Source organism: Pseudoalteromonas sp. GB56 (assembly GCF_054923835.1).
In genome coordinates, this window is the sequence record NZ_JBPCHK010000001.1 from 3,145,470 (window position 1) to 3,169,013 (window position 23,544).

Genomic DNA, 23,544 nt, shown 5'->3' on the forward strand with positions numbered 1-23,544 from the left:
ACCGGATCAGTGCTCCTAAGTGGAGCTGATTATTAAAAATCCGCTTTATACGGTAATTCACCCTAAAGAGAAGTGAATTAAATTTCTCGCGTCGATTAACATAATTGATTGATCTTCACGAACTTGTAGTCAAGGATAGAAGAAATTAGTGACAATAAAAAGTGATTACAGCAATGAGTGCATTAATCCATGCTTTGGTTTTAAACGGCCAAGGCGGAGTAACAAAAGAGTTAAACAGCCCTGAACAAATTCAGGCATGGAAAAAAGAAGATGGCCTATTGTGGTTACATCTCGATTATCAATTGGAGGATACCCAAGCCTATTTAAAAAGTGTTGCAATCAGTGACTTCGCATTTCAATCACTTACTGCGGATGAAACCCGCCCACGCGTGGTAGCTGATGGCGACTGCACCTTGATGTTTTTGCGCGGAGTGAATCTTAACCCAGAACAAACGCCTGATGACATGGTATCGATTCGCTTGTGCGTTCAAGAACATCTCATTGTTTCTACCCGCCATCGTAAATTGCTCTCTGTCAGCGCACTAGCTGAATCTTTGCGACACGGTAAAGGCCCCAAAGATGCATCGTCATTAATGTGCCAATTGACTGAGAATTTAACGTCACGTATGCAAGATGTGCTGGACAACCTTGAGGATCAACTGGATCAATTTGAAGAAGATGTTGATGCTCATGCCAGACGACATGACCACAACGCATTATCGCAAGTTCGTCGCCAAACCATCGGCCTAAAGCGTTACATTCGCCCACAAAAAGATGCGCTACGCACCCTGATTAGCGAACAGCCTTCATGGTTAAAAGATGAAGACAGCTCGCGCGTGCATGAAACTGTGAACCACTTAGTTCGCTACCTTGAAGAGTTGGATTTGAATATCGAGCGAGCACAAATCATTCAACAAGAAGTGGCGAGTTTAGTGTCAGACCAACTTAATAAACGCATGTATGTGATGTCGATTGTCGCAGCCTTGTTTTTACCACTTGGCTTTTTAACGGGGCTACTTGGCGTCAACATAGGCGGCATCCCTGGCACTGAATCAGACACTGCATTTACCTCATTTGTGATTTCCCTGTTGGTGTTAACAGGCGTGATCGGGGTATTTTTCAAAATGAAAAAATGGTTGTAACAGCACCATAAAAATCGAACAGAATGGGGGGCACTCAGACCTACGATTAGCCCTGCACCCAGCCCCCACTTTGTTCTGCTAAAAAATGTCTCCTAAACTTAGATTCATAGACAGCCCTGTTGCAACTAGGCTGTCTATTAAGAGACCGAAAAACAAAACCGTAATGTGGGATTATGCAGGCAACGTTGATGAATGCTTCCAGCTACAAACAGGGGATATGCGTACTTATAAGTGTATTGGCGTGCACTTCACTCCAAGCGAACGAGAACACTCATCGTCAAGGCATCAACATTGAAGTACTTGCCGTAGAATACCCCCCGTTTACCACTTTACAACACCCCTCTCATGGCGTTGCTTTTGAGCTACTCGACACCGCTCTTGCCAACTCACCGATGCACATAACCCCTTATATTGTGCCTCCAGCACGCGCACAAAAGTACGTCTCAGAAGGTAATTGGTGTGCCAGCTTCTATCCCCCAAGACAAGGGCCAACAAGCAACTCTTTCTTTGCCCTTGGAGAAACGATAGATGTGAGTATTCTCAATTTAACTGCCCATCCACCCTTTGACTTTGATGATGACACAAATCTTGATGGGCAGTCTGTGGCAGTACTTAGGCCTGCAAAAGAAGGTGAGCTCCACGATAAACTTACACAACGAGGGTTGGATTTAGTATTTGTGGAATCAGTATTTCAGGGAATGGAGTTACTACAAAAAGAACGCGTCAACTTTGCGATGGGCGATAAGTATAGCCTTGCCCAATTCAACGAAGAAAAGGAATCTAAACTCGTCGTTAATTATTCAAAAACACCTCTCGTCTCAACACCAATCGGCATATTCGTTAACGAACAATGTTCAATTTACCCTTTATTAAAGCAGTATCTTGTGGATTAAGGGCGAGCTCAACGCGGTAATAGAGAAGGTTTAAAGGAATGCGCCAATGGCGCTCTCGGCAGGGATCGAACCTGCAACTTAGCCTCCGGAGGGCCACGTGATATCCATTTCACCACGAGAGCAACTGATGTCTGCGTGCAGACAGACTGTATAGTAATAACATCACATGCTAAATACTAGCCCCACCCGATTGTATGGCGATTATTTCAACAGTAGCCAACTCCCTACTCCTACTTGAACGGTTTGTCATCCTACAAATCAGACAAAAGCCACAAAATTTATGCACAAAATTCGAACAAGCAATAGAATTAACCATAGAAACACAAAAACACTACACAAAATTAACCACGCACCTATAGATAATGAATTTAAATTCTATATAATTGCATCAAAATTCACTTAATAGTGTTTTGTGAAATATTTATTCACTCATAAAAACAAATCTTCTATTTCATTTTTCTAAACGAAAATCACCAATATGGGTAAACGAAATAGATGAAAAGAATGCTTTAATAAATTTCACCTATCTTTTTTTGCACGAAAATTCACTCTTTTTTCGCAAAAACAGCATAGAAAAGCAACGAAGATGCATATAAATTTCTCCGCCCAAATTAGGGGGGTTGTAAATAGTTTATTAACGTGATTCTTTAATAAAACACAACTTTGCTACAACTGAATACAGGGTCATCTAAACATGCATAAATTCAAGCCAACATTACTGGCAGCAGCTGTTGCTAGTAGCTTGTTCAATTACGCCGCTGCAGAAGAAGCGGCGCCAGAGGTTAAAAAAGAAAAATCTCTCGAGGTCATTCAGATTACTGCGACTCGCCGCAGGGGTTCGGCACAAGAGGCACCGCTTAACATCACAGCGATGGACTCTGACGTGATGAAGGACCAAAACATTGCACAGCTTGAAGATGTTGCTCGTTGGGTACCCGGTTTAACCATTACAGATCAAGGTGGTCGTGAAGGTTCACCAATTATTGTACGTGGTCTTAACACCAACTCATCTGAGCGCGCATCAGACAGTGGTACTGTTGCAACCTATCTCGGTGAAATTCCGCTAAACATCAATCTACGTCTTACAGACGTTGAGCGTGTTGAGGTGTTGATTGGTCCACAAGGCACACTGTACGGAGCAGGTACACTCGGTGGCGCAATTCGCTATATGCTTAATGCTCCTGAGCTAGACATCACCGAAGGACAAATCACTGGCGACCTATTCTCACTGTCCGAAAGTGACAGCATGGGTGGTGAAGCCGGTTTTGTATTTAACACCCCGCTTATTGAAGATGTATTAGCACTGCGTACAAGTGTGAACTACTACCACAACCCTGGCTACATGGATTACAACTTTGTTGTGCGTGAGCCAGGTGTATCGTTACCAGACCCTGATTGGTCGAATGCAGATGACGTTGCGGCTAATTTGAAACAAGTGAAAGACGCCAACGATGAAGATATCACCACTGCGCGTTTATCACTGCGTTGGGCTCCAAGCGACACTTTCGAAGGTACGCTTAACTACTTCTACCAAAAGCAAGAGCACGGCGGTAACTCTATCACTCAATACGGCAGTATCAGTGAAGAAAACCCAATCCATGGCTTAGTTGGTAAATACGACTCAGCCTATCGCGTAGAAGAGCCTAACGAGCAAGTTGATGAACTACTGAGCCTTGAGCTAAAAGCAGACCTCGGTTTTGCAGAATTGGTTTCGGCATCAGGTTGGTCTAACTACGAGCAAGAAGGTCAACGTGACCAAACCGATTTGCTGTATGATATTTGGAGTGGCTACGCGAGCTTCCCTTCATTCGTTGGTTTTACCAAAGACACCAGCGACCAAGACAGCTTCACTCAAGAACTGCGTTTAGTATCTAGCCATGACGGCCCATGGAACTGGATTGTAGGTGGTTACTACAATAAGTTTGATAGCAAATCAGACGACCGTGAGTACGCGCCAGGTTTTGATAACTTTGATTACGGCAGCGATATCCCAAATATTGAGCCAGACCTTGAGTACATCGCAATCGCAGAGTCTGAAACGACAGAAATGGCGTTATTTGGTGAAGTGGGATACGCCTTTACCGATCAGTTTAATGTCACTGTGGGCGCACGTTTTTATGAATATGAAATCGACTCGTTATCAGGTTCAGCAACACCGCTATACGATGTTTATGACGACATACTCTACTCTTCACGAAACGATGTTGCGCTAGAGAGTACCTCAGCTGAAGACGACGGCAGTCTGTTTAAGTTGAATGCAAATTATACCTTCGACAATGGAATGGTGAGCTACTTCACCATCAGTGAAGGTTTCCGTATCGGTGGCAGTAACGGTTTAGAGTCATGCCCAGAGGTATTGCCTGACCAACAAATTGTGTGTGCGTTACCGAACGAGCTCGCTTACACCCCAGATACAACAACCAACTATGAGTTGGGTATTAAATCAACCTGGTTTGGTAATAAGTTACACCTCAATGCGGCGTTATTTAGCGTAGATTGGGATGATGCACAGATTCAATCTACGACGGTGAATGGCCAAGAAATCATTACCTCGAATGCAGGCTCTGCACGCTCTCAAGGTATTGAGCTGTCAACGCGTGCAATTTTGGGCGACAACTGGACAATGTACGCGACTTACTCGTATGCAAAGGCAGAGCTCACAGAAGATGCGCCGGCACTGTTTGATGTATTCACAGAAGATGACGGCTATAGCCCTGAAGAAATTGCACAAATGCAACCTTACTACAGCGGCGCTGATGGCGACCGTCTTCCTGGTTCACCTGAACATCAAGCATCAATGGGTATTGGCTACGAAAGTGAAATCTTTGGTGATAAATACCTGAATGTAAACTACGGTATAACAGCACAGAGCGATGTATACACCAAAGTAGGCTTAAAGGCTGACGGTGAAGTATTGCCAGGTTATGCGCTTAGCAACCTATCAGCAAAAGTCTCTGGTGATATGTGGTCTGCAACCGTGTACGTAAACAACTTATTCGATAAGTACGCGTTTACTTCAACACGTCGCGATCAATCTTGGGCTGGCAATGCCCGCTTTGATGACCAAAACCGTGCGCTGCCAGAACTCCAACGAGTATATGGTCACTTCATTACCACACCACGTACTGTGGGTGTGAAATTTACCTATAATTTTGAACTCTAATCCCAGTTCAAACCGATAAAGGGCAGCACTCGCTGCCCTTTTTGTCGCCTGCAATTAGGCTTAAAAACCGATATGATTGAATCATTCACAGAGCACAAACCGCAATTCTATGAGCGCTTCGACACTTGCACAGCACATCACTCAACTACTGACTAACAATCAGGTTCAGCAAGCCCATGCACTGCTTGTCACTGAGTTACAGAAAAACCCAGCTCACCATCAAGCCTGGTATTTGTTAGCACAAGTAAATGCGCAGGTAGGCGACTTAAGCAAAGCACTCAAACTGGTAGATAAAGCACTAAACGAGCAGTACAACAGTGAATACTTGTTAGCAAAAGCGAAGTATTTATACCTCATAGGCAGTGTCGCCGACTGCGCGCACCTACTTGATGACTTAGAATGTATGCCGCTCTCAAATGCCACACAGCTCGACACCGTGGCAAATCTCTATGCGCGCTTAGGTCATTATGAAAAAGCACATCAATATCATCTCCGAGCAGTGTCACAAGCACCTGATAATGCTGACATTAATGTTAATGCGGCGATTAGTTACGCGATTATGGCAAAGCCTCAGCAAGCTATGTCGTTATTGCAACACGCTATTGAAGTTGCGCCTCAACATCATCGCGCCCATTTTATCTATGCAGAGCATGCAAATGTGGAGCAAGCCAGTGCGCACTGCCAGCAACTGAGCAATTTACTCGCAACTGAAAAGCAGCCAATCGCAAGGCAACATCTGTATCATGCACAGGCATTAGAGCTAGAGAAACTATCACGCTTCGACGACGCCTTTGATGCCTTTAGCAAAAGTAAACACGCTGTTGAACAGCACATTCAGTTTAACCCTCAAATGCATCGAGACTTTTGCCAACAGGTAAAAGCTCTGCCGCCTATAGTGCCAAGTAATAACGAGGCAAACCCTGTTTTTATCGCAGGCATGCCGCGCTCCGGCACCACGTTGATGGATAAAATGCTCTGCCAAAGTAAGGAGTTAGTATCTCTTGGTGAGCTCAATGACATCGCTCAGAACGTCAAACATATCAGCGAAGTACAGACCTCGGCGGTGCTCACTCCTGAGATTATCAAAGGTGCTTCATTGGCGCCTGCTACAACGCTAAGTGAGGGTTATCAAGCGCGTTATCAAACTCTAAAATTGAGCGAGCCAAGAGGTTGTGACAAGCAGCCATTCAATTTTTACTATATCGACTTTATTGTCAGCGCGTTTCCCAAGGCCAAAATAATTTTAATGGTGCGCGAGAAAGAAGATTGCTGCATTGCCAACATGCGCCAACTCTATCAAGCACAAAGCCCATTCCATCACTATGGATTTAAGCTCGAGCATATCGCTGCTTTTTATGATGACTATCTCGACCTCGCTGAGCACTTTGCGGCGAAATATCCCATCAATGTGACCCTGCAGTCTTATGAACAGCTGGTCACAGAGGGAGAGCAAACGATGCGACGTGTGTATGCGTTTTGCGATTTACCTTATGCTGATGATTGCTTGTCTTTTTACACTGCAGCAAGTGCTTGTGCCACCGCTAGTAAATTACAAATTCGCCAACCATTAAATAGTCGTTCGATAGGATTTTGGCGCCATTACGAGCAAAAATATCATGCTATTATTACACCTAATGGATAGTCAAATCCGCTGTAACTCTATTGAAAACAGATAATTGTAAAAACATTCTTTTGTATTATTTGTGACAATCTGGCTATGATGGGCTTTAATTAAATTCTTAACTCTGAGTGGAGCCCCTCAATGGATCTAATGACCTCTGAACAAGTTGCTGACTATTTGGACGTAAAAGTTGAGCGCGTAAAGCGCCTAGCGAGAGAGCACTTATTGATTGCGCGTAGCAAAGACGACAACGGCGATCCTATGTTTGAAAAAGGTGATGTCGAAAAATACAAAGAACTCGCCCAGCGCTTGGGTGGCATTTAGCCTAATAGCGCATCTAATTGGGCCTTGGCATCATCAACACGTTGGTGAACGCCTTGGCGCTGATACCAAAAGTAATTCAATGCCGCCACCAGCTTTTGCATGGCAATAAACTTATGCCAATCTCCCGCTAACTCCATTTCTTTAAAGTAATGTTCAAACAGCAATTGCTGCTGTTGATCATTTAACTTAAAACTCAATGTCAGCATAGCCAAATCAAAATAACGATCGCCCACTTGGGCATACTCAAAATCAATACAGCACCACTGCCCGCGATAAGCAATGATATTTTCTTTGATTAAATCATTGTGGCAAAAACACCAATCTTGCGATTGTGCTTGAGTGTGTGCCACAACGCGTTGTAGTTGCTCAGCATAGGGACGATAAAACACGTCTTTTTCATAACTCGCTAGTTCTGCATGCAAATCAAGTCGACTCCCCGAGCGCGTAAAAGTGTGTATTTGTGCGAGTTTTTGCACCGCTTGTCGGTGGTCGAACTCAGTTGGAATAGAACCTGGCAAGTAAGCAAAAATAGCGCAGCGGTGAGCTCCATCAACATGCACAGGTTCGGGGCATACCCCTAATGCTGCCAAAGTGCGCTGAGCGGCAATGGCATTGCTCGGCAGAGGCTTGGCGTATAACTTCACTAACCAAGTGTTATCTGGCGTATCAACACGGTAGTTTTCGTTGCTCACACCCTGTGGCAAGAAGGTGATTTGTTCAATCTGAATATCAGGGTCGAATGCATGCACTATCTCCCTAATACGACCTACCGACTCAGGCATATGCCTCACTTCCATGCATTTTTTGCTGATACTGTTGACGCCAACGCACATAACCTGCAACTGCCATAATGGTGTAGAACACAAATAACACCACTGTTGGGTAATAGCCTTTTTCTACATACAAATAGATTGAGGCAGCATCAATAACCACCCAATACAGCCAATTCTCGAGTACTTTTTGGGCGACTAAGTAAGTTGTAACTATCGCAAAGCAGGTTGTAAAACTATCCAAGTAAGCAAAGTCTGCGTGGGTGTAATTATCCATAACATACCCGATTGCTATTGATACTAACGCAGTAACACAAATTAAAATCCCGTGGGTATTCAATGTGTAGCTGGTAATACCCTGCTCTTCAACTCGTTGTTTCCCATAACGCCATGCCCACCAGCCATACACCGCCATACCCATATAGTAGAAATGCAACAAGGACTCCATTAGGAGCGCGCCATTCCAATACATTACGGTGTAGATGAAGGTGCTAATAAATGCCGCAGGCCAGCACCAGAGGTTTTCCTTCATCGCCAATAGCAAATAGGCCATCGACAAAGCAACCGCCAGATATTCCCATATCGACATAGCTGAAAAGCCGGATAATACCGAATTAAGGGCTTCCATTAACCACTCTCTATGCTAGTTAGTCTTGAGGCGACAAGTCACCGTGTAAAAACTTACACACAAAAATCGCTTTGCCAAATTGTTCATAAGAGCGTTTCATTTCAGCACTGAGTATCGCCATAACCTCATCATAATCACCAAAGATTTGCGTTGATAAAGTGTTGGCTGATCACTTTTAGCGACGCATGTTCGTTTAAGCGGTCGATGAAGTCTTTAATGAAAGGAATGTAATCTTGGTGCAACGGATACTTACTAATTTCGACTGACAGTTTCATAGTTTACGCAACTTAAGGCATTGATTTGCCCGTATTGTAACCTGAACAGGAGCGATGCCAAACCGTACATGTTTTATTTGTTTGTTGTGGGTATAAAAAAGCCCCGAAAACGGGGCTTCATAAATGGCTCGGTTTAGCGTTTCATGTGCTTAAGCACGTGAGCGACGAACCTGCATCAGACCTAGTAAACCAAGCAACATGAAGATGCCTGTACTACCGCTTGATGATTTCTCAACTTCAGGCTCTGGTGTTACTGTCACCGGATATTGGCAGCTACCATCATCCGTGTTTGCATTGGCATCATAGTTCGTTGCCGTTGCATCAGTACAACCATATTCAATACCGTCAGATGCTACGCTTAGCAAGAAGGTTTGCGACACGCTATCCGACCTATAAGCCTTATCACGCACTGTCACAGTTACTTCAGTGTCACCGTGGAAGTGTGCATTCGGAATAAGGTTAAAACTCATTCCATCAATTTCAGCGGTGATATTCTCACCACTTACAATCAACTCATTTGGAGATTGGTCAGCATCCAAAACAGCGACTTCGATGCCATCGATACGACCATTCTCATCCACTTCCATGTCTGCAATATCAGACATTTTCAGGTTAGAGTTTACCGCAATTGTATGAGTCATCGTCGCGGCTTCGCCACCGAGACTGTAGTTCATAGTGATTGCTTTATCAGTACCAGCAGACTCAGGGTTTACAGTTGCTTTAAATGATAAAGACACTTCGCTTTGCTCTGGACCAACATAATCAAAACAAATTACGAGGTCGTCACGTAGCACTTTACCTAAGTCATTATAGCCAACAACATTTGAAAGCGTACCATTTTTGAAACCAGCCATAGATGAGAAAGTACTGTCGCCACCTTCAACAAAAATGGTGCCTTCGTCCACATTTGCACCTAGGTTGTCATAGGCAAAAATCATCTCATACATATTCTCGTGATCATCAATGCCACTGCGTAAGATCACTTCGTAGTCGAATGTCTCACCCGTGTTCTTATCTTTAACATTGTCAAATTCCAAGAACAATAGATCGCCTAAGTCTGGGCGCTCTTCAGCGTACTGAGAAGCAATTGTTAGACCTTTAGGATCAGAAGGGTGACGCAAATATTCTACTTCAAATGAACCACGCCAGAATGGCGCGAGTGCTTCAGTTAGGAAGCCTGGCCCACGGTGAGCGTCCATCATCCACCATTGAGGTGTGAATTGCATCGCACCTACAGGATGCATGCGAACTTCGTTGTTATTTGGCTGGTTGTAAACCTCGAACTTCGCACCTTCTTTGTAGAATAGCCAATCAATTGGCACATCGAAGTAGTCACGGTGACCGCCTACATACCATGTTGCTAATGGCTGTAATCGGAATTCACCTTGAAGATTGATATACCCACCTGTTGAATATTCATCAATCATAGGTGTGCGGCAGCTTGCATCAGTGATGTTGTTAGTCACCACATAGTCACGCATTACGTTGCGAGTAGCATCCTGCGTGCCTGCGATAGTTAAAGTATTTCCTTCTACTTGAATAAGTTGTGCAACTTGTTCGTTGTTCGAAGTCATTGTTTCTGACCACAACTGCATACCTTGTGGTAGGGCAAGCTCAATGTTGTAATCACGCGCTTTACTTTCGTAGTTAGCTTTGAGTTTCACATTAACGTCGATCACGTCCATTGCACGTGCCGAGTCCTGACTTACTTCTAACGCAATCGCTTCAGCATCTCGAGTTAAGTTAAGTGACGTAAAACCAAGCGTGCCTTCAGCGCCGGCAGCGTTACCTAGCGCAAACCCACCATAATACACGTCACCAGGTTGTGATTCAGGCATATCCCAGTTCACAGCAATTTCATAGTTACCATTACCACTGTGCTGTTGCGGTGCAGATACAGAAAACGAACCATCGAACTGATTACCGACCACTGCGTAATGCGTCACTGTTTGGTATTGTTCATCGCGTAAACCCGCCATCGCTGCAGTTGCAAACCAGTATTGACCTGGCTCGGGATCAATAATGTTACAGTAGTTGTCTTCTACCGAAGAAGATGAATAGCACACCATTTCTTCACGAAGTGCTTTTATAAGGGCTTGTGGATCTTCTGCAATTTCCTCATCTGAAACCATAAAAGAACCACTTTCGTTATAGTCATAACCCACTATTAAGTGAGCTTTTTTGATCTGCCAACGTGGCTCAACGATACCTTCTAGACCAGTTATTTGCTCTGTAGATGCAACCTTCACCATTAAGCGCTTCGTGCCTTCAGGTACAGTTATAGACTGAATATCCCAGCCTTTTTCTACACGGTCTTTAGTAACGTAAGGTGTCACACCAAGAATGTCAGCAGTCACTTCCGTCGGTTTAACCACCCCGTAGTATGTTGGCGTGAACTCGCTGTAGCTATCTGTGTTTACAATCATTGATTCAGATGCTTTAGCACGCGCCATATCTATGTTCATTGAGATAGGCAATTCATCAATGCTATTTTTAGCAACCATTGTAAAGTGCGCATCCGGAGAATTTCCGTCTGTGTTTTTAAATACAACTTTACCGTTAAACCATGCGTCCTTGTTTAACACATTACTCCAAGGTGCATCCGGCTCTGTTGGGTCAACATTGTGCTCAATGACATTCGGCAACTTCATCGTGACCATCACGTCTTGCGTTTCACCTGCTGCAAGTGTGAAGTTTGAAGGGGTTACAATGATTTCAACACCTTTGTCTAATGCTTCACCTTCATGACCCCAGCCGTAGCCTGACACTGACCAAGAACCATCTTTGGTCGCTTTCACCGTACGCATCCAAGAACACTCGAGTTCGCAGTCTTGGTTCACCAAACTTGGTAGGTTTAGCCATTCAACTAAGCCACCATTACGTGGGTTCGCTTGCTCATAGTTTTCAATGGTTTCATCCATCACCAAACCCGCATTAGCAGCTTGCGCAACATTGATTGCCCCGCTACCTGCCATAAAGTTGTAGTAAGGGTCGATCATGACTACGCCATTAAAGATCTGCACTTTGTTTGCAGTCATCATAAGCGCTGACTGAATCTCTGCCGGACTCCAATCGGGATGCATCTGCATTAACAGTGTCATAGCGCCTGTTACATGAGGTGTCGCCATTGACGTACCACTCATCATGGTCCAATCAGATGCAGTTGGATTTTGCGTAAATGGTTGGTCGTCCGCATTTGCAGCGTAAATATCAACACCAGGTGCAGTTATATCTGGCACTAGATTGTTGATATAGCGGCTTGGCCCCATTGAACTAAAGATAGCAAGCTCATTACCCAATTCTGGGTTGAGTTCATATGTGTTTACGGCTTCGCCGATCGTCGCTATTGCTTCACCAACAGGGTTTGCGTTAACCCAGTTGCGGATGTTAAAACGCGCACTTGCGGGCAAGTGGATACCTGGAATCACATAGTCATCAGCAACTAGATTATCGCTGTAGCTGATGTTTTGTAATATAAAGCCACCTGCGCCACCAGCAGCTACGTTTTTCGCTTTATCTACACGAGCAATGTCACCACGTTCACAAACAACGATTTGATCAGCGGTAAATGTGCCCGCTGGGAACGGTACGTTACAGCTTGCAGCTGTGAATTCATCGTCTTGATTAGGGTCGTCATAATTTTCTGCAAGAACAACTGCACCTGTGATGCCGCCAGAAAAACTCTTACCTGAATACTCGCCTGCATAAGGAGCACGCGCCCCCTGGAAGTTGTTAATGGTTTTATCACCCAATGACATTTCACGGTCATGGGTTGACGCCCCGACTGTAGTTACCCAAGGTGATGTGTGGTCTGCACTCATATAGTAAGGACCTGAGTTACCCGCAGCGGCTGCCACTGAAATACCCGCTTTACGCGCGCTTAAAAATGCCAGCTCCATTGGATCTTCCCAAGGGAAAGACTCACCGCCACCGATTGAGAAGTTGATTGCATCAACACCATCAGCAATGGCATCTTCAAATGCAGAAAGAATCGCTGATTCAGGACAACCAGAATACAAGTCACCGCCGTTGCCCGGCCAACAAACTTGATATGAAATAATGTGGGCGCGCGGAGCGACACCGCTGGTCTGGTCAAAACTGAATGGTAAATCAATACCATCACTTGTCGCTTCACCTGACATCGTTTGTAACGGTGTATTCGCTAAGGTATTACCCGCCGTCGTGCTCGCTGTATGAGAACCGTGACCGTTATAGTCTTCACCGTTTCTCGCACGGCGATTTTTATAACCAAATCGATAGTCGATATTTGCAGCGGTAATTTCAGGGTAAGAACGTACACCTATTAGCTTGTCGTTACATAAGGTCGGCTCTTCAACACAGTCACCTACAAATACGCCTGGACCGAATGGGTTTTTCTTGGTGTATTCGTCGTCACTTGCAAAGGCAATGTGATCGGTGTTGATACCGGTATCGATGATACCCACGACCATTCCTTCACCCTTTACATTCATTGCCGCAGCAGATGCAGGTGCTGGCACTTGACCGTTCCACAACGTGTCTGCGCCAATAAATTCAGGACCACGGTCTGTGCGTAACTCGAAGATACGGTTTTCAGTGATACGCTTAACACCGCTTTGCTTAGCAAGGATCATTGCGTCTTGTTGCGTCATTTCAACAATCATGGCGTTGTTAGCAAGTGTCAGCTGCTGCTTCATTTGAATGTTCGCACCATGCGCTTGTGCCTGACCAACAACTTGTACTTGTTGATTTTGTAGGTAGCGACGATAGTGCTGTACTTCGGACGTATTGACGTTGAGCGGTGAACGACCGACCATCGTTCTCGGTGTTTTCACCGCAGTGGGTGCATAACCCTGCACACCACCTTGATAATTCACTACCGCAGCGTCATCGAATTGCACGATATACACTTGCTTACCTGTATTATTGGAGTTCGGCGTGAACACGTCTTTTGGTAGTTGCGACTGATAATGACCATTAAGCTTTTCAACAGAGCCAAACAATGGCGTCGATTTAGACTCTTTATAGTTCTGTAAATCTTCAGCTGTAAACGTTGGGGTATAAAATGGACTATCCGGTGCTTTTTCAAAGCCCGGTTGTGCAGATGCGGCTCCCCCAGCCACATACATAGCGGTTAAAATAGCAATGGAGCTCTTACGGCCTACGCTATTTAGTTTCTTCTTGTTAGACATTGTTTTCCCTTGGATAGATTTTGGCAAAAATTTTGCCGCCCAAGAGGGTAATGCCACGAGCCAATTGTAAACAAGATGCAAACAACAGGTACACCATGTAAACGCCTAATTTGTTTCATCCTCCTTCCTTGAAAAGCCCGTGGATACTGACACCAGAGAAAGTGTATTAAACTGTACATTAGTGTCGCATTGTGTATTTCTGTAATTCATCGCAGCACAGCCATTAACTAAGAACTGTGGCATGCATGTAATTATGATCAATTATGGCAATTGCAATGTCATTCATCACAAGGCCACTAAATTTCGCTATAGTGTGAACAAATTGACTTTGTAATCGATGAAATGAAACGAATTGCCATCATAGAAGATGAAACAGCCATCCGCGAAAATTATGTTGAGATGCTGCAAAATCAAGGATATGACGTCCAAGGATTTGCTGACAGGGCCAGTGCTGAAAAAGCGCTGAGTGAGCGTTTACCAGACCTAGCAATTGTTGATATTGGTTTAGGTCATGAAATTGATGGTGGCTTTATGCTATGTCAAAGCTTGCGTGCCCGCTCGCAAACACTTCCTATCATCTTTTTAACAGCCAGAGACAGTGAAATTGATACTGTGTGTGGATTGCGCATGGGCGCTGATGATTACCTTACAAAAGATATTAGCATGGCCCACTTGGCGGCTCGTATTGGCGCTTTGTTCCGCCGTGTAGAAGCGCAAACCGCAGAAAGTGAACATGACGATGACATTATCGAGCAAGACAAACTTGAGCTTAATCTCAACCGTTTGCGCGCCAGTTGGCAAGGACAAGCAGTAGATTTAACCGTCACTGAGTTTTGGATGGTGCATTCACTCGCTAAGCGCCCAGGGCATGTAAAGAGTCGCGATGAATTAATGAGCGACGCAAAAATCTACGTTGATGACAGTACCATCACCTCGCATGTGAAGCGAATTCGCCGTAAATTCCAAGCAATTGATAGTGACTTTGATTGTATCAATACTGTGTATGGCATGGGCTACCGATGGGAAGTCAAATAGATGTCGCGATTTGGGCTGGGGTTGCGCAGCAAGGTTATTTTACTTTCATGTTTTTTGTTCGTGTTGCCTTGGTTGGGTTATGAATACGTGTGGGAGATGGAGAAGTACTTGCGAGCAGGTCAGGAGAAAACCTTAGTTGGCACTACCCGAGCCCTTGCAACCGCGTTACATGAGCGCCCTGCACTATTTGAAAACGCCAGTGAGTTCACAGATAAGATTGAAAAAGGTCGTGATCTGTACGCCTATAACATCAACAACGCCATCCGCCTTGATGGTGAATTAGGTGACTGGCAGCCCTATGAAAACCTGATGTGGCAATATCACGGCGCCTATTTGCACACCCCAACTTCAGAGCACTCTCTGGACGATTTATCCTTTAAACACATGGTTGGTAAATACGGCCAACATCTTTACGCGGTATTTGCGGTGAAGGACGATGTATTGCGTCTGCGCCCCAAGAACGCACTCAGCGTCGATAGAAATGACCACCTAAAAATTGCCATTAAAACCTCTGATGGCGAACTTAAAAATTACATTATCGCGACGCGCCAAGAAGGCTGGGTAAACGCCTTTGCTTTACCTGAACTCTCGCCTTACACAGATATCCAAGGTTACTTTAAACCCACAATTGATGGCTATAACATCGAGTTGCGTATGCCTCTGAGCATGCTCGGCAACAAACTTGGGTTCGCAATCAGTGATTGGGATGATACCCAGCAACAACATCATATAATGGCGACTTCTAACGTAGAAGATGCTAATGCCCTTGGCACCGTCCTTCTTCCCTCGCCAGAAATTAAGCGAATTATCAAAGGTATGGGTCACAGTGGCAGTCGCATTTGGGTGGTCGATAAACATCATCGCGTGTTAGCACAATCAGGCACGATTCAACATGCCGATGGGGTGTGGGCTAGCTCTCTCAGAGAAGCTGAATCTCAAGGTGTTTGGCAACGCTTTGAAGAACGATTCTTACACCCTCTTTATTATCAAGTTCTGACCAAGCCGCCGAGTGAATTTCTCGATATTCTTCATGATGTAGCAGCACTCCAAGGCAATCATATCGCCAGCGCCTTACGAGGAGAGCCGGCATCAAATTGGCGCATCACCCCCGACAATAAAGCGGTGATTCTTTCTGCTGCCTACCCTATTTGGGGAAACGATCAAGTCCTCGGTGCGGTGATCGCAGAAGAAACCACGAATGGCGTACGTACCCTCAGAAACAAGGCACTTGAGAAGTTATTTAATGTGATCATTGCGGTGATGTTGATTGGCACCATTTCATTGTTCTTCTTCGCGTCGCGGATCTCTTCACGCATCCGTCGCCTTCGCGACAGTGCCGAACAAGCCATTGATGATCAAGGCCGTGTGCGTTCCCAACTGAGTATCAGTGACGACAGCGATGAAATTGGCGACTTATCCCGAAGTTTTGCCAACATAGTAAATAGATTGGGTGGGTATACCCACTATCTGGAAAACATGTCTTCGCGTTTATCACACGAATTACGCACCCCCGTGACTGTCGTGAGAAGCTCCCTAGAGAACTTGCAACTCATCGCCACAGAGCCACAGCAACAAAAGTACCTCACTCGTGCGCAAGAAGGGGTTGCCCGCTTAAATAAACTGATCACCACCATGAGCGAGGCAACACGTTTAGAACAAAGCATCAGTACCGCTGCGCGAGAAAACTACGATTTAACCCATGTCGTCCAAGGCTGTATGCAAGGCTACGCCATCGCCTATCCAGACGCGAGTTTTGACGTAAAGATTGACGATACTTCCATGACAGTTGACGGTTCTGCGGATTTCTTCGCGCAATTATTGGATAAACTCATCAGCAATGCACTTGAGTTTACGAAGCAAGATACGCCCATCTCAGTGTCGTTGACGGAGCATCAAGGCAATGCGGTATTTACCATAAGTAACCATGGGCCAGTACTGCCTCAAGAAATTGGCGATCACATCTTTGATTCAATGGTATCCGTGCGAGGACAAGACAAACAACAACAACCTCACCTAGGTCTAGGATTGTACATTGCTCGCCTTATTGTCGACTTCCATCGTGGTAAAATTAGAGCACAAAATTTAGAAACAGCTGATGGTGTATGTATCACGGTTTCCATACCGATTACCTAGGGTCTGTTGACCTTTGAAGTATGAATTTCTTTCAAATCAACGGCTTTCAATGCAAGGAATGGGTTAAGTTGCATAGTGAGCTATGTTAATAGCCTATGACAGCGTAGTGTGAGCCTTTGGTTGAACCCTTCGGGCAGCGCCATTGAGGTATTTTTTCGGCGTTATCACCTGACTTACAAAGAATGACTATGCGACGCAGGCTCTGCCTTGCCAAAACCCTCAATGACTGCTGAAAAAACACACAGCAGCGGTCAACAGACCCTAGTTCATGCTCTATTAACCTTGATTTACTTATTATCAGCCGTAAGTTAGTCATTACTTACGGAGAGTGCATGCATACCGATATATTGCAGCCTGAAGAACTCGAGTTCATTTTCTTGATGTTTCAAGAAGGTGAGAATACGCAACGCGAGACACAGCCCCTAGAACAAGAGCCTTTGGTTAAAGAAGAAGCTGCATGATGGTAGCGAAATCAATATAATAGTGCATATTGTTATTTATCGATGCTACCTGTGAAAAAACATCAAGCCAAAAAAAGAGCTCGCTCTACTCCCCATTTTATTCATTGCTATTGCCCTTTGCGTGGGCGGACATTTTGTCTTACAGCCGAATTACCAAGACAGTCACATTGTCGAATATGCCCTAGCGGCACTGCCCTTTGCGTTATTTGCATTAGTCATAGTGGCAATTCGAATAGCGATTAAGCAAGAGCGCCAAGACGACGCATAAGTAGCCAAAGGCCTACTGCATCAAAATGAAGACCTGCCAACTGAATTATAATACGTGGTAACCAAACCAATCTGGACGCATACTCTGCGAACGACCACTTGGGGTCAGATGAATGTGATACTGACTGTCCAACAAGTCTAACGCAAAACAGTCATCCACTTCATGAAGATCATCTTTGTGTTGATGGCTCATACCTGCTAGAAAACGCTGTTTAACTTGTTGTTTTGCTTGCTCAGCACTGTGTGCAACGGTCAGTGTGAAAGCGTGTTGTTCTGCGAGTTTATCTTCCTCGTAAGCACCGAGGTTAACAAAATAGAGTCTTTCAGGGCGATTCTGAGGGGTATCGCTGATAGACACCGAAAAGCCATCAATGTCATGCACAGCCATGTAACTGTCCATGTGCACGTTATTTTTACTGCCGACCCATTGCGCCTTTAACTTAGAATAGGTCTGCTCGATAGACTCACCGACAACAAAACGCACATCATGCATTTCGATGTGGCAACCTTCTACACGACCACCTAAGTACACTAAAAACAGTTGCATGACTCACTCCCATTGATTTGCAATGCCAATGAGTATACGTCTTATGCACCTAAAAAGTTAATAAAATTAGATACTAGCAAGTCAATGAATAGCTAAAGGACAGCGAATTGTTCAACATCGATTTCATGTTTCTTAATCAATTTATAGAAATCACTGCGGTTACGTTTTGCTAGACTTGCTGCCTGTGCCACGTTGCCTTCCACCATTTTTAGCACGTTGATTAAGTACTGGCGTTCAAACTGCTTTTTCGCCTCATTCAGGGCGATAGGTGAGCTGGCCTCAAGCTCACACTGTAATGCCATTGCCACCTGCTGCGCACTGATCAACGAACCCGGGCTCAATGCTACGACCTGCTCGACCACATTCTGCAACTGTCGAATATTCCCAGGCCAGTCGTGGCGCAGCAATAAATCCATCGCGTCATCACTAAAGCGCTTTACTCCTTGGCCCTGACGTTGTGCAATTTGCTCGCAAAAGTGAGGAGCCAACAAAGAGATATCTTCACGTCTTTCATTTAACGACGGCAAACGTAAATTCACGACATTCAAGCGGTAATACAAATCTTCTCGGAAGGTGTTATCAGCAATCGCCGCAGGTAAGTTCTTATGGGTTGCGGATACGACCCGAACATGCACAGGGATCTCTTCGCTGTGCCCCACTGGGCGTATGGTTTTTTCCTGCAAAACGCGAAGTAACTTAACTTGTAAATTCAGAGGCATATCGCCTATTTCATCAAGAAACAGGGTGCCGTTTTGCGCTTGTGAGAATAAGCCAACATGATCAGACGTTGCGCCGGTAAATGCGCCTTTTTTATGACCAAAGAGTTGCGACTCCAATAGCTCAGCAGGCACGGCCCCACAGTTGATTGCCACAAACGGCCCATCGCTGACATTACTGCTTTTATGAATTGCTTTTGCTAGCAATTCTTTACCGGTACCACTGGCCCCAGATATCAACACGTTAACATCTGTCGCACCGACCATGCGAACTTGCTCTAATAAATGATGCATAGTCGCACTACGAGTTACAATATCGTGATGATTACTGGCTTGAGCGCCGTTATTGCCATGCATACGCACTGCCTTTGCCAGCGTATCGATAAGTTCATCTTTATCAATGGGCTTGGTTAAAAAGGCAAATACACCTTGCTTGGTCGCTTTAACCGCATCGGGAATAGAACCGTGAGCGGTCATCATCACCACCGGCAAACTCGGATAATGAATATGAATTTGCTCGGCCAACTGCATGCCATCGATGTCATCCATGCGCAAATCGGTCAGTACAACATCAAATTGCAGTTGCTGTAATTCACTTAATGCTTGGCTAGCACTGCTGGCCGTTGTTACCTCGTAGCTATTAGCCATCAAGCGAATAGTCAGCAGCTTTAAGAGACTTTCATCATCATCAACGAGTAGAATCTTCGCTTTAGAATTCATCATTATTCTCCTGTGGCAGTGAAGCACGCTGTAGTAACTGTTGTTCGATGGCAGCGAGCGATGACAGTGTCTGCTGCATTTTTTCCTGCATTTGCTTTTGCTCATTTTGCTGTACGGCAAGACGTTGTTGCAGTTGAACATTCGCTTGGAGCTGTTGTTTGAGTAACCAAAAATATCGTGCACTGGACTCTGGCCAGTAATATTGCTACCACTGATCACATCCAATTCAGCCAATAACTCTTGCGGGTTTGTTTGCCCGCGTAAACACAATCGTGCGAAAAATTGTTTCAATCTCGGCGCGCCCACAAATTCCTGTGTCTCTTTTACTGAAGTAAAGCCGCCACACTGCTGCGCATGCCACTGCACCAGATCAGTTGCAGTTGGATATAACGGCTCGATTTTAGGGCGAGGTTTAGGGTTGGGAGCGGTTTTAACAGGTTCGCTATAAGCGTTGCCATCGCCTACCCCAGACGTAAGCTGGCAACCATTCATTGCAATAACCGCCAGAGCTATGACAACCATTTTTATATATTTGTACATACTAGGTTCCAATACCTACCGAGCTAAAATGAAGACTAAAACAACTGCCCTTAGGTGAAGCTGAACGAATACCAATCTCTCCACCAAGCTGATTCACACACTCTCTGACAATGGATAACCCAAGGCCACTGCCTGCCACCGAACTTAATTTACCCGCTTGGCCCTGATAGAACGCATCAAACAAGCGCGCTTGTTCTGCAGGCGATACACCTGGGCCTTTATCGTGCACTTCGATGCGCACACCTTGCTTATCTTCAACCATGTGAATTTGGATTTGTTCACCTGGAGCTGAGAACTTAATCGCATTGGAGATTAACTGCACAAGCGTCATTTGAATTAATTCTTCATCCAAAGGAAGCGTCTCTAGATTGTCAGGATTCAGCCATTGCAATTGCTGTTGTGCGAGCTGCAAACGCTGAGCAAAGTGCTCTTGTATATGTAATTGCAACATTGACACCTTGCACGATTGACCGTTTGATTTACGTGCTGAAATAGCATTGTAATTGAGCAAGTTTTGAATCATCACATGCAATCGCTCAGTGCTTTGACTGATTAATGCCAACACATCTTGTTGCTGCTCATTCATCGGCCCAACCACTTGCTCGTGAAGCAAATCACACCCTTCCACCATTGAGGCCAGTGGGGTCTTTAGTTCATGTGTTACGTGCCTTAAAAAGGTGTCTTTTTGCTGCTCTAGGCTTTGCAACTGGTGCTGCATCCAACGCAGCTTTTGGCCTAAATCGCGTAACTCTTTGGCTCCAGTAAGTTTGATCTCCACATCCCAATCACCGCGTCCTAACTGACTGATCACTTTAGATAAGTAACCTAATCGACGACTCAAACGCCAAAGGTACCCACCACCAAAAAGCAGTACGATAGGAACCAATGCCATGAGCCAGTGAATAAAGCTTTGTTGTAAATTGACGAGCGATTGCTGTGCCTGCTCTATTTGGCTTTTAGTGTGACTGTGGAGCCAGGCACCGTGTTCATTTATTTGACTTCGCAAGGGCCTAAATAATTCTGCATTGGCTTGCTGTGTGACGTTAAGTTCATCTCGGGTTGCTGCGAAAGTCGCACGCAGCTCTTGCCAGCGGACCAATTCACTGTACTGACTTGCAGCGCGAGTTTGCTCACTTAGAAGCGAGTCAGCTGTTGACCATTGCTGCTCCACCGCCTTACTTAACCGCTCACTTTTGAGTACCCAATTTTGCATCGTAGCGCGCTCAAGTGACTGAAATAATTGTTTAAATTCATTAAACTCTTCACTCTTTTGATAGCTACTTAGCACCATCTGCTGGGTATCAGCCATATGCTTATCAAGTGCTTGTAAAAACACGACAACCACCAAAGCTAATGGGACCAGTAAGATGGCGACGCCGATGAAAAACTGTGCGAAGAGGCTAGGACGCCAATGCAATAATCGCGCTATCACTTGAACCTCTCGTTGCTAAGTTGCGACATTTAAAAACAAATGCAAATCATAAGGTTACAAACTAAGAAAGGGAGTGCGTTGCAAAAAGGCAACAAGTATTCGCCATGATACATTAGCTCATCCGAGTAACTCACTGATATTTATAACCTTTAAAGATTGGCACTAAATTTGTTAAGGAGACCCCTTTACGGTCTAAAGACCTATCTTTGTACTTATAACTGAGTTTTAATTAAGCCAGAATGAATTGGAGACCTTGTGCACCACTACGTAGTATTGCTCCCCATCTGAAATTGCCGTTTAGGTTGGTTGTTAAACGGCATTACTCACAAAGCAGCTCAAGAGTTGGATGTAAAACTAGTTGCGCGGTTAATCTCCCGTTAAGATAAGTCACACGCTGTGGCGCTTGCAGAACACAACAAACCAAGTTGTCTCACCATTTTGGTGATTAATCTTATTCTGTTTGGTGGTTATTAGAAGATTGGTTACGCTTTGAATATAGAATGCGTGATTATGCGCTAGGAAATGAAATGAATAAAATTGCAGTACTCTCTTTATGCCTAATGTTGATTGGTGTATTTGCGCCAAGCGCTTACGCCTCAAGTATCGAGACACGTTTTAAAGAGTTAGACAGAAACAGAGATGGCGCTATTAGCAAATCAGAAGCCGCACAAGAGCCTGCATTGTGGTCTCGCTTCAGTAGTTATGATCAAGACAAAGACGGTAAATTGTCTCTGCGAGAGTTTGCTAATTACGCGCGCCAATAATTTGATTGCTTGAACCACACAAAAAAAGCGCCAAAGGCGCTTTTTTTAGCTCTGTACATTTAAGCTTGCTCTGCGCGCAAAAACACGGGCTCATTGGCTTTAAGTGTTGCCTTTTCACTAAAGTAGTAACCAGCGCAATCAAATTTCTTTAGATTATCCAAAGTCTGCACGCCATTTTCAACAATATAACGAGCCATCATGCCACGCGCCTTTTTAGCGTAGAAGCTTATCACCTTAAACTGGCCGTTTTTGCAGTCCTTAAATATTGGCGTAATTATTTGCGCATTGAGTGCTTTTTTATCAACGGCTTTAAAGTACTCGTTTGAAGCAAGGTTCACTAATTCTTTAGCGCCGCTTTGCGCAAGTGCCTCATTTAACTTTTGGGCGATGATGCTGCCCCAGAATTGATACAAGTTAGCGCCGCGTTGGTTTGTTAATTTAGTGCCCATTTCAAGACGGTACGCTTGCATCAAGTCCAACGGTTTAAGCACACCATAAAGGCCTGACAGAATACGTAAATGTTGCTGCGCGTACTCAATTGATGAATCATCTAATGTGCTTGCATCCAAGCCTGTGTAAACGTCGCCATTGAAAGCAAAAATAGCCTGCTTAGCATTCTCACAAGTGAATGGTTGCGCCCACTCACTGAATCGTGCAGCATTTAATCCAGCTAACTTATCACTAATCTTCATCAGGCTACCTATCTGTTGTGGAGATAGGTTACGGCACACCTCTATTAACTCTTCACTGTGCGCTAACAACTCAGGCTGAGTGTGGCTTTGAATAGGTGCAGGGGTTTCATAATCGAGGTTTTTTGCTGGTGAAATTACAGTAATCATATTTGCTGTTGACTTGACTCTTCAATAGTGTCAATTTCAACATTAAATAAAGCAAAGATCACGCTTTATTCAAAAATCAGTACCATCGATAAAATTGATGAGA

Annotated in this window: 17 protein-coding genes, 1 tRNA gene and 1 pseudogene; 10 read left to right on the plus strand and 9 right to left on the minus strand. The window is 44.7% G+C overall.

Annotation, left to right across the window (positions count from 1 at the left end):
• The first annotated feature begins 173 nt into the window (after window positions 1–173).
• Together ACH19P_RS14585 and ACH19P_RS14590 are read left to right on the plus strand one after the other, a co-directional pair.
• Window positions 174–1,142, plus strand: a complete 969-nt coding sequence (locus tag ACH19P_RS14585; protein WP_462159248.1) for a zinc transporter ZntB — start codon at window positions 174–176, stop codon at window positions 1,140–1,142.
• Between the two features lie 188 nt (window positions 1,143–1,330).
• Window positions 1,331–2,035, plus strand: a complete 705-nt coding sequence (locus tag ACH19P_RS14590) for a hypothetical protein (protein WP_462159249.1) — start codon at window positions 1,331–1,333, stop codon at window positions 2,033–2,035.
• A gap of 47 nt (window positions 2,036–2,082) precedes the next feature.
• Here the strand turns inward: ACH19P_RS14590 and ACH19P_RS14595 are convergent.
• Window positions 2,083–2,157, minus strand: a tRNA-Arg gene (locus ACH19P_RS14595).
• Window positions 2,158–2,729: 572 nt separating this feature from the next.
• Here ACH19P_RS14595 and ACH19P_RS14600 point away from each other — a divergent pair.
• From ACH19P_RS14600 to ACH19P_RS14610, 3 genes are all read left to right on the plus strand, one after another.
• On the plus strand, window positions 2,730–5,198 hold the full coding sequence (locus tag ACH19P_RS14600; protein WP_462159250.1) for a TonB-dependent receptor: 2,469 nt from the start codon (window positions 2,730–2,732) through the stop codon (window positions 5,196–5,198).
• Between the two features lie 109 nt (window positions 5,199–5,307).
• Window positions 5,308–6,840, plus strand: coding sequence for a tetratricopeptide repeat-containing sulfotransferase family protein (locus tag ACH19P_RS14605; RefSeq protein WP_462159251.1), 1,533 nt, complete (start codon window positions 5,308–5,310; stop codon window positions 6,838–6,840).
• Between the two features lie 120 nt (window positions 6,841–6,960).
• Window positions 6,961–7,143 (plus strand): helix-turn-helix domain-containing protein, encoded by a 183-nt coding sequence (locus tag ACH19P_RS14610; protein WP_347391552.1) that lies wholly within the window; start codon window positions 6,961–6,963, stop codon window positions 7,141–7,143.
• On the opposite strand, the gene ACH19P_RS14615 is transcribed toward ACH19P_RS14610, so the two are convergent.
• The 4 genes and pseudogenes from ACH19P_RS14615 to ACH19P_RS14630 all read right to left on the minus strand — a co-directional run bounded on the left by ACH19P_RS14615 (window position 7,140) and on the right by ACH19P_RS14630 (window position 13,987).
• Window positions 7,140–7,925 carry a phosphotransferase gene (locus tag ACH19P_RS14615; RefSeq protein ID WP_462159252.1) on the minus strand — a complete coding sequence of 262 codons (786 nt, stop codon included), beginning with the start codon at window positions 7,923–7,925 and terminating at the stop codon, window positions 7,140–7,142. The two genes, ACH19P_RS14610 and ACH19P_RS14615, sit on opposite strands and share 4 nt — an antisense overlap.
• Window positions 7,918–8,541: a nicotinamide riboside transporter PnuC gene (gene pnuC, locus ACH19P_RS14620; protein ID WP_462159253.1), complete on the minus strand. Its 624-nt coding sequence runs from the start codon at window positions 8,539–8,541 to the stop codon at window positions 7,918–7,920. The genes ACH19P_RS14615 and pnuC overlap by 8 nt, the downstream gene beginning before the upstream one ends.
• Window positions 8,542–8,560: 19 nt before the next feature.
• Window positions 8,561–8,816 (minus strand): annotated as a pseudogene (locus ACH19P_RS14625) (YkoF family thiamine/hydroxymethylpyrimidine-binding protein).
• A gap of 149 nt (window positions 8,817–8,965) precedes the next feature.
• Window positions 8,966–13,987 (minus strand): S8 family serine peptidase, encoded by a 5,022-nt coding sequence (locus ACH19P_RS14630; RefSeq protein ID WP_462159254.1) that lies wholly within the window; start codon window positions 13,985–13,987, stop codon window positions 8,966–8,968.
• Window positions 13,988–14,329: 342 nt separating this feature from the next.
• On the opposite strand from ACH19P_RS14630, the gene pdsR reads away from it, so the two are divergent.
• The 4 genes from pdsR to ACH19P_RS14650 all read left to right on the plus strand — a co-directional run bounded on the left by pdsR (window position 14,330) and on the right by ACH19P_RS14650 (window position 17,884).
• Entirely contained in the window at window positions 14,330–15,022 is a 693-nt protein-coding gene (pdsR, locus tag ACH19P_RS14635; protein WP_462159255.1) for a proteobacterial dedicated sortase system response regulator, read from the plus strand.
• Complete coding sequence (pdsS, locus tag ACH19P_RS14640; protein ID WP_462159256.1) at window positions 15,023–17,155, plus strand: proteobacterial dedicated sortase system histidine kinase; 2,133 nt, start codon at window positions 15,023–15,025, stop codon at window positions 17,153–17,155. It begins immediately after the preceding gene.
• A 332-nt stretch (window positions 17,156–17,487) separates the two neighbouring features.
• Window positions 17,488–17,616 (plus strand): hypothetical protein, encoded by a 129-nt coding sequence (locus tag ACH19P_RS14645; RefSeq protein WP_462159257.1) that lies wholly within the window; start codon window positions 17,488–17,490, stop codon window positions 17,614–17,616.
• 61 nt (window positions 17,617–17,677) lie between these two features.
• Window positions 17,678–17,884, plus strand: a complete 207-nt coding sequence (locus tag ACH19P_RS14650; RefSeq protein WP_462159369.1) for a hypothetical protein — start codon at window positions 17,678–17,680, stop codon at window positions 17,882–17,884.
• A gap of 45 nt (window positions 17,885–17,929) precedes the next feature.
• On the opposite strand, the gene ACH19P_RS14655 is transcribed toward ACH19P_RS14650, so the two are convergent.
• The 3 genes from ACH19P_RS14655 to ACH19P_RS14665 form a co-directional block, all read right to left on the minus strand.
• Window positions 17,930–18,430 carry a DUF1543 domain-containing protein gene (locus tag ACH19P_RS14655; protein ID WP_462159258.1) on the minus strand — a complete coding sequence of 167 codons (501 nt, stop codon included), beginning with the start codon at window positions 18,428–18,430 and terminating at the stop codon, window positions 17,930–17,932.
• Window positions 18,431–18,522: 92 nt separating this feature from the next.
• Window positions 18,523–19,869 carry a sigma-54-dependent transcriptional regulator gene (locus tag ACH19P_RS14660; protein WP_462159370.1) on the minus strand — a complete coding sequence of 449 codons (1,347 nt, stop codon included), beginning with the start codon at window positions 19,867–19,869 and terminating at the stop codon, window positions 18,523–18,525.
• A gap of 538 nt (window positions 19,870–20,407) precedes the next feature.
• Window positions 20,408–21,838 carry a HAMP domain-containing sensor histidine kinase gene (locus ACH19P_RS14665; protein ID WP_462159259.1) on the minus strand — a complete coding sequence of 477 codons (1,431 nt, stop codon included), beginning with the start codon at window positions 21,836–21,838 and terminating at the stop codon, window positions 20,408–20,410.
• Window positions 21,839–22,365: 527 nt separating this feature from the next.
• Here ACH19P_RS14665 and ACH19P_RS14670 point away from each other — a divergent pair.
• Entirely contained in the window at window positions 22,366–22,602 is a 237-nt protein-coding gene (locus ACH19P_RS14670; RefSeq protein WP_462159260.1) for an EF-hand domain-containing protein, read from the plus strand.
• Between the two features lie 59 nt (window positions 22,603–22,661).
• On the opposite strand, the gene yaaA is transcribed toward ACH19P_RS14670, so the two are convergent.
• Window positions 22,662–23,441, minus strand: coding sequence for a peroxide stress protein YaaA (gene yaaA / locus ACH19P_RS14675; RefSeq protein ID WP_462159261.1), 780 nt, complete (start codon window positions 23,439–23,441; stop codon window positions 22,662–22,664).
• Window positions 23,442–23,544 lie beyond the last annotated feature (103 nt).

Coding starts and splice junctions, on each gene's coding strand:
- ACH19P_RS14610 (WP_347391552.1), top strand. CDS start 6,961: ATGGATCTAATGACCTCTGAACAAGTTGCTGACTATTTGGACGTAAAA.
- ACH19P_RS14615 (WP_462159252.1), bottom strand. CDS start 7,925: ATGCCTGAGTCGGTAGGTCGTATTAGGGAGATAGTGCATGCATTCGAC.
- pnuC (WP_462159253.1), bottom strand. CDS start 8,541: ATGGAAGCCCTTAATTCGGTATTATCCGGCTTTTCAGCTATGTCGATA.
- ACH19P_RS14655 (WP_462159258.1), bottom strand. CDS start 18,430: ATGCAACTGTTTTTAGTGTACTTAGGTGGTCGTGTAGAAGGTTGCCAC.
- ACH19P_RS14670 (WP_462159260.1), top strand. CDS start 22,366: ATGAATAAAATTGCAGTACTCTCTTTATGCCTAATGTTGATTGGTGTA.
- ACH19P_RS14605 (WP_462159251.1), top strand. CDS start 5,308: ATGAGCGCTTCGACACTTGCACAGCACATCACTCAACTACTGACTAAC.
- yaaA (WP_462159261.1), bottom strand. CDS start 23,441: ATGATTACTGTAATTTCACCAGCAAAAAACCTCGATTATGAAACCCCT.
- ACH19P_RS14585 (WP_462159248.1), top strand. CDS start 174: ATGAGTGCATTAATCCATGCTTTGGTTTTAAACGGCCAAGGCGGAGTA.
- ACH19P_RS14600 (WP_462159250.1), top strand. CDS start 2,730: ATGCATAAATTCAAGCCAACATTACTGGCAGCAGCTGTTGCTAGTAGC.
- pdsR (WP_462159255.1), top strand. CDS start 14,330: ATGAAACGAATTGCCATCATAGAAGATGAAACAGCCATCCGCGAAAAT.
- ACH19P_RS14590 (WP_462159249.1), top strand. CDS start 1,331: ATGAATGCTTCCAGCTACAAACAGGGGATATGCGTACTTATAAGTGTA.
- pdsS (WP_462159256.1), top strand. CDS start 15,023: ATGTCGCGATTTGGGCTGGGGTTGCGCAGCAAGGTTATTTTACTTTCA.
- ACH19P_RS14630 (WP_462159254.1), bottom strand. CDS start 13,987: ATGTCTAACAAGAAGAAACTAAATAGCGTAGGCCGTAAGAGCTCCATT.
- ACH19P_RS14645 (WP_462159257.1), top strand. CDS start 17,488: ATGCATACCGATATATTGCAGCCTGAAGAACTCGAGTTCATTTTCTTG.
- ACH19P_RS14660 (WP_462159370.1), bottom strand. CDS start 19,869: ATGATGAATTCTAAAGCGAAGATTCTACTCGTTGATGATGATGAAAGT.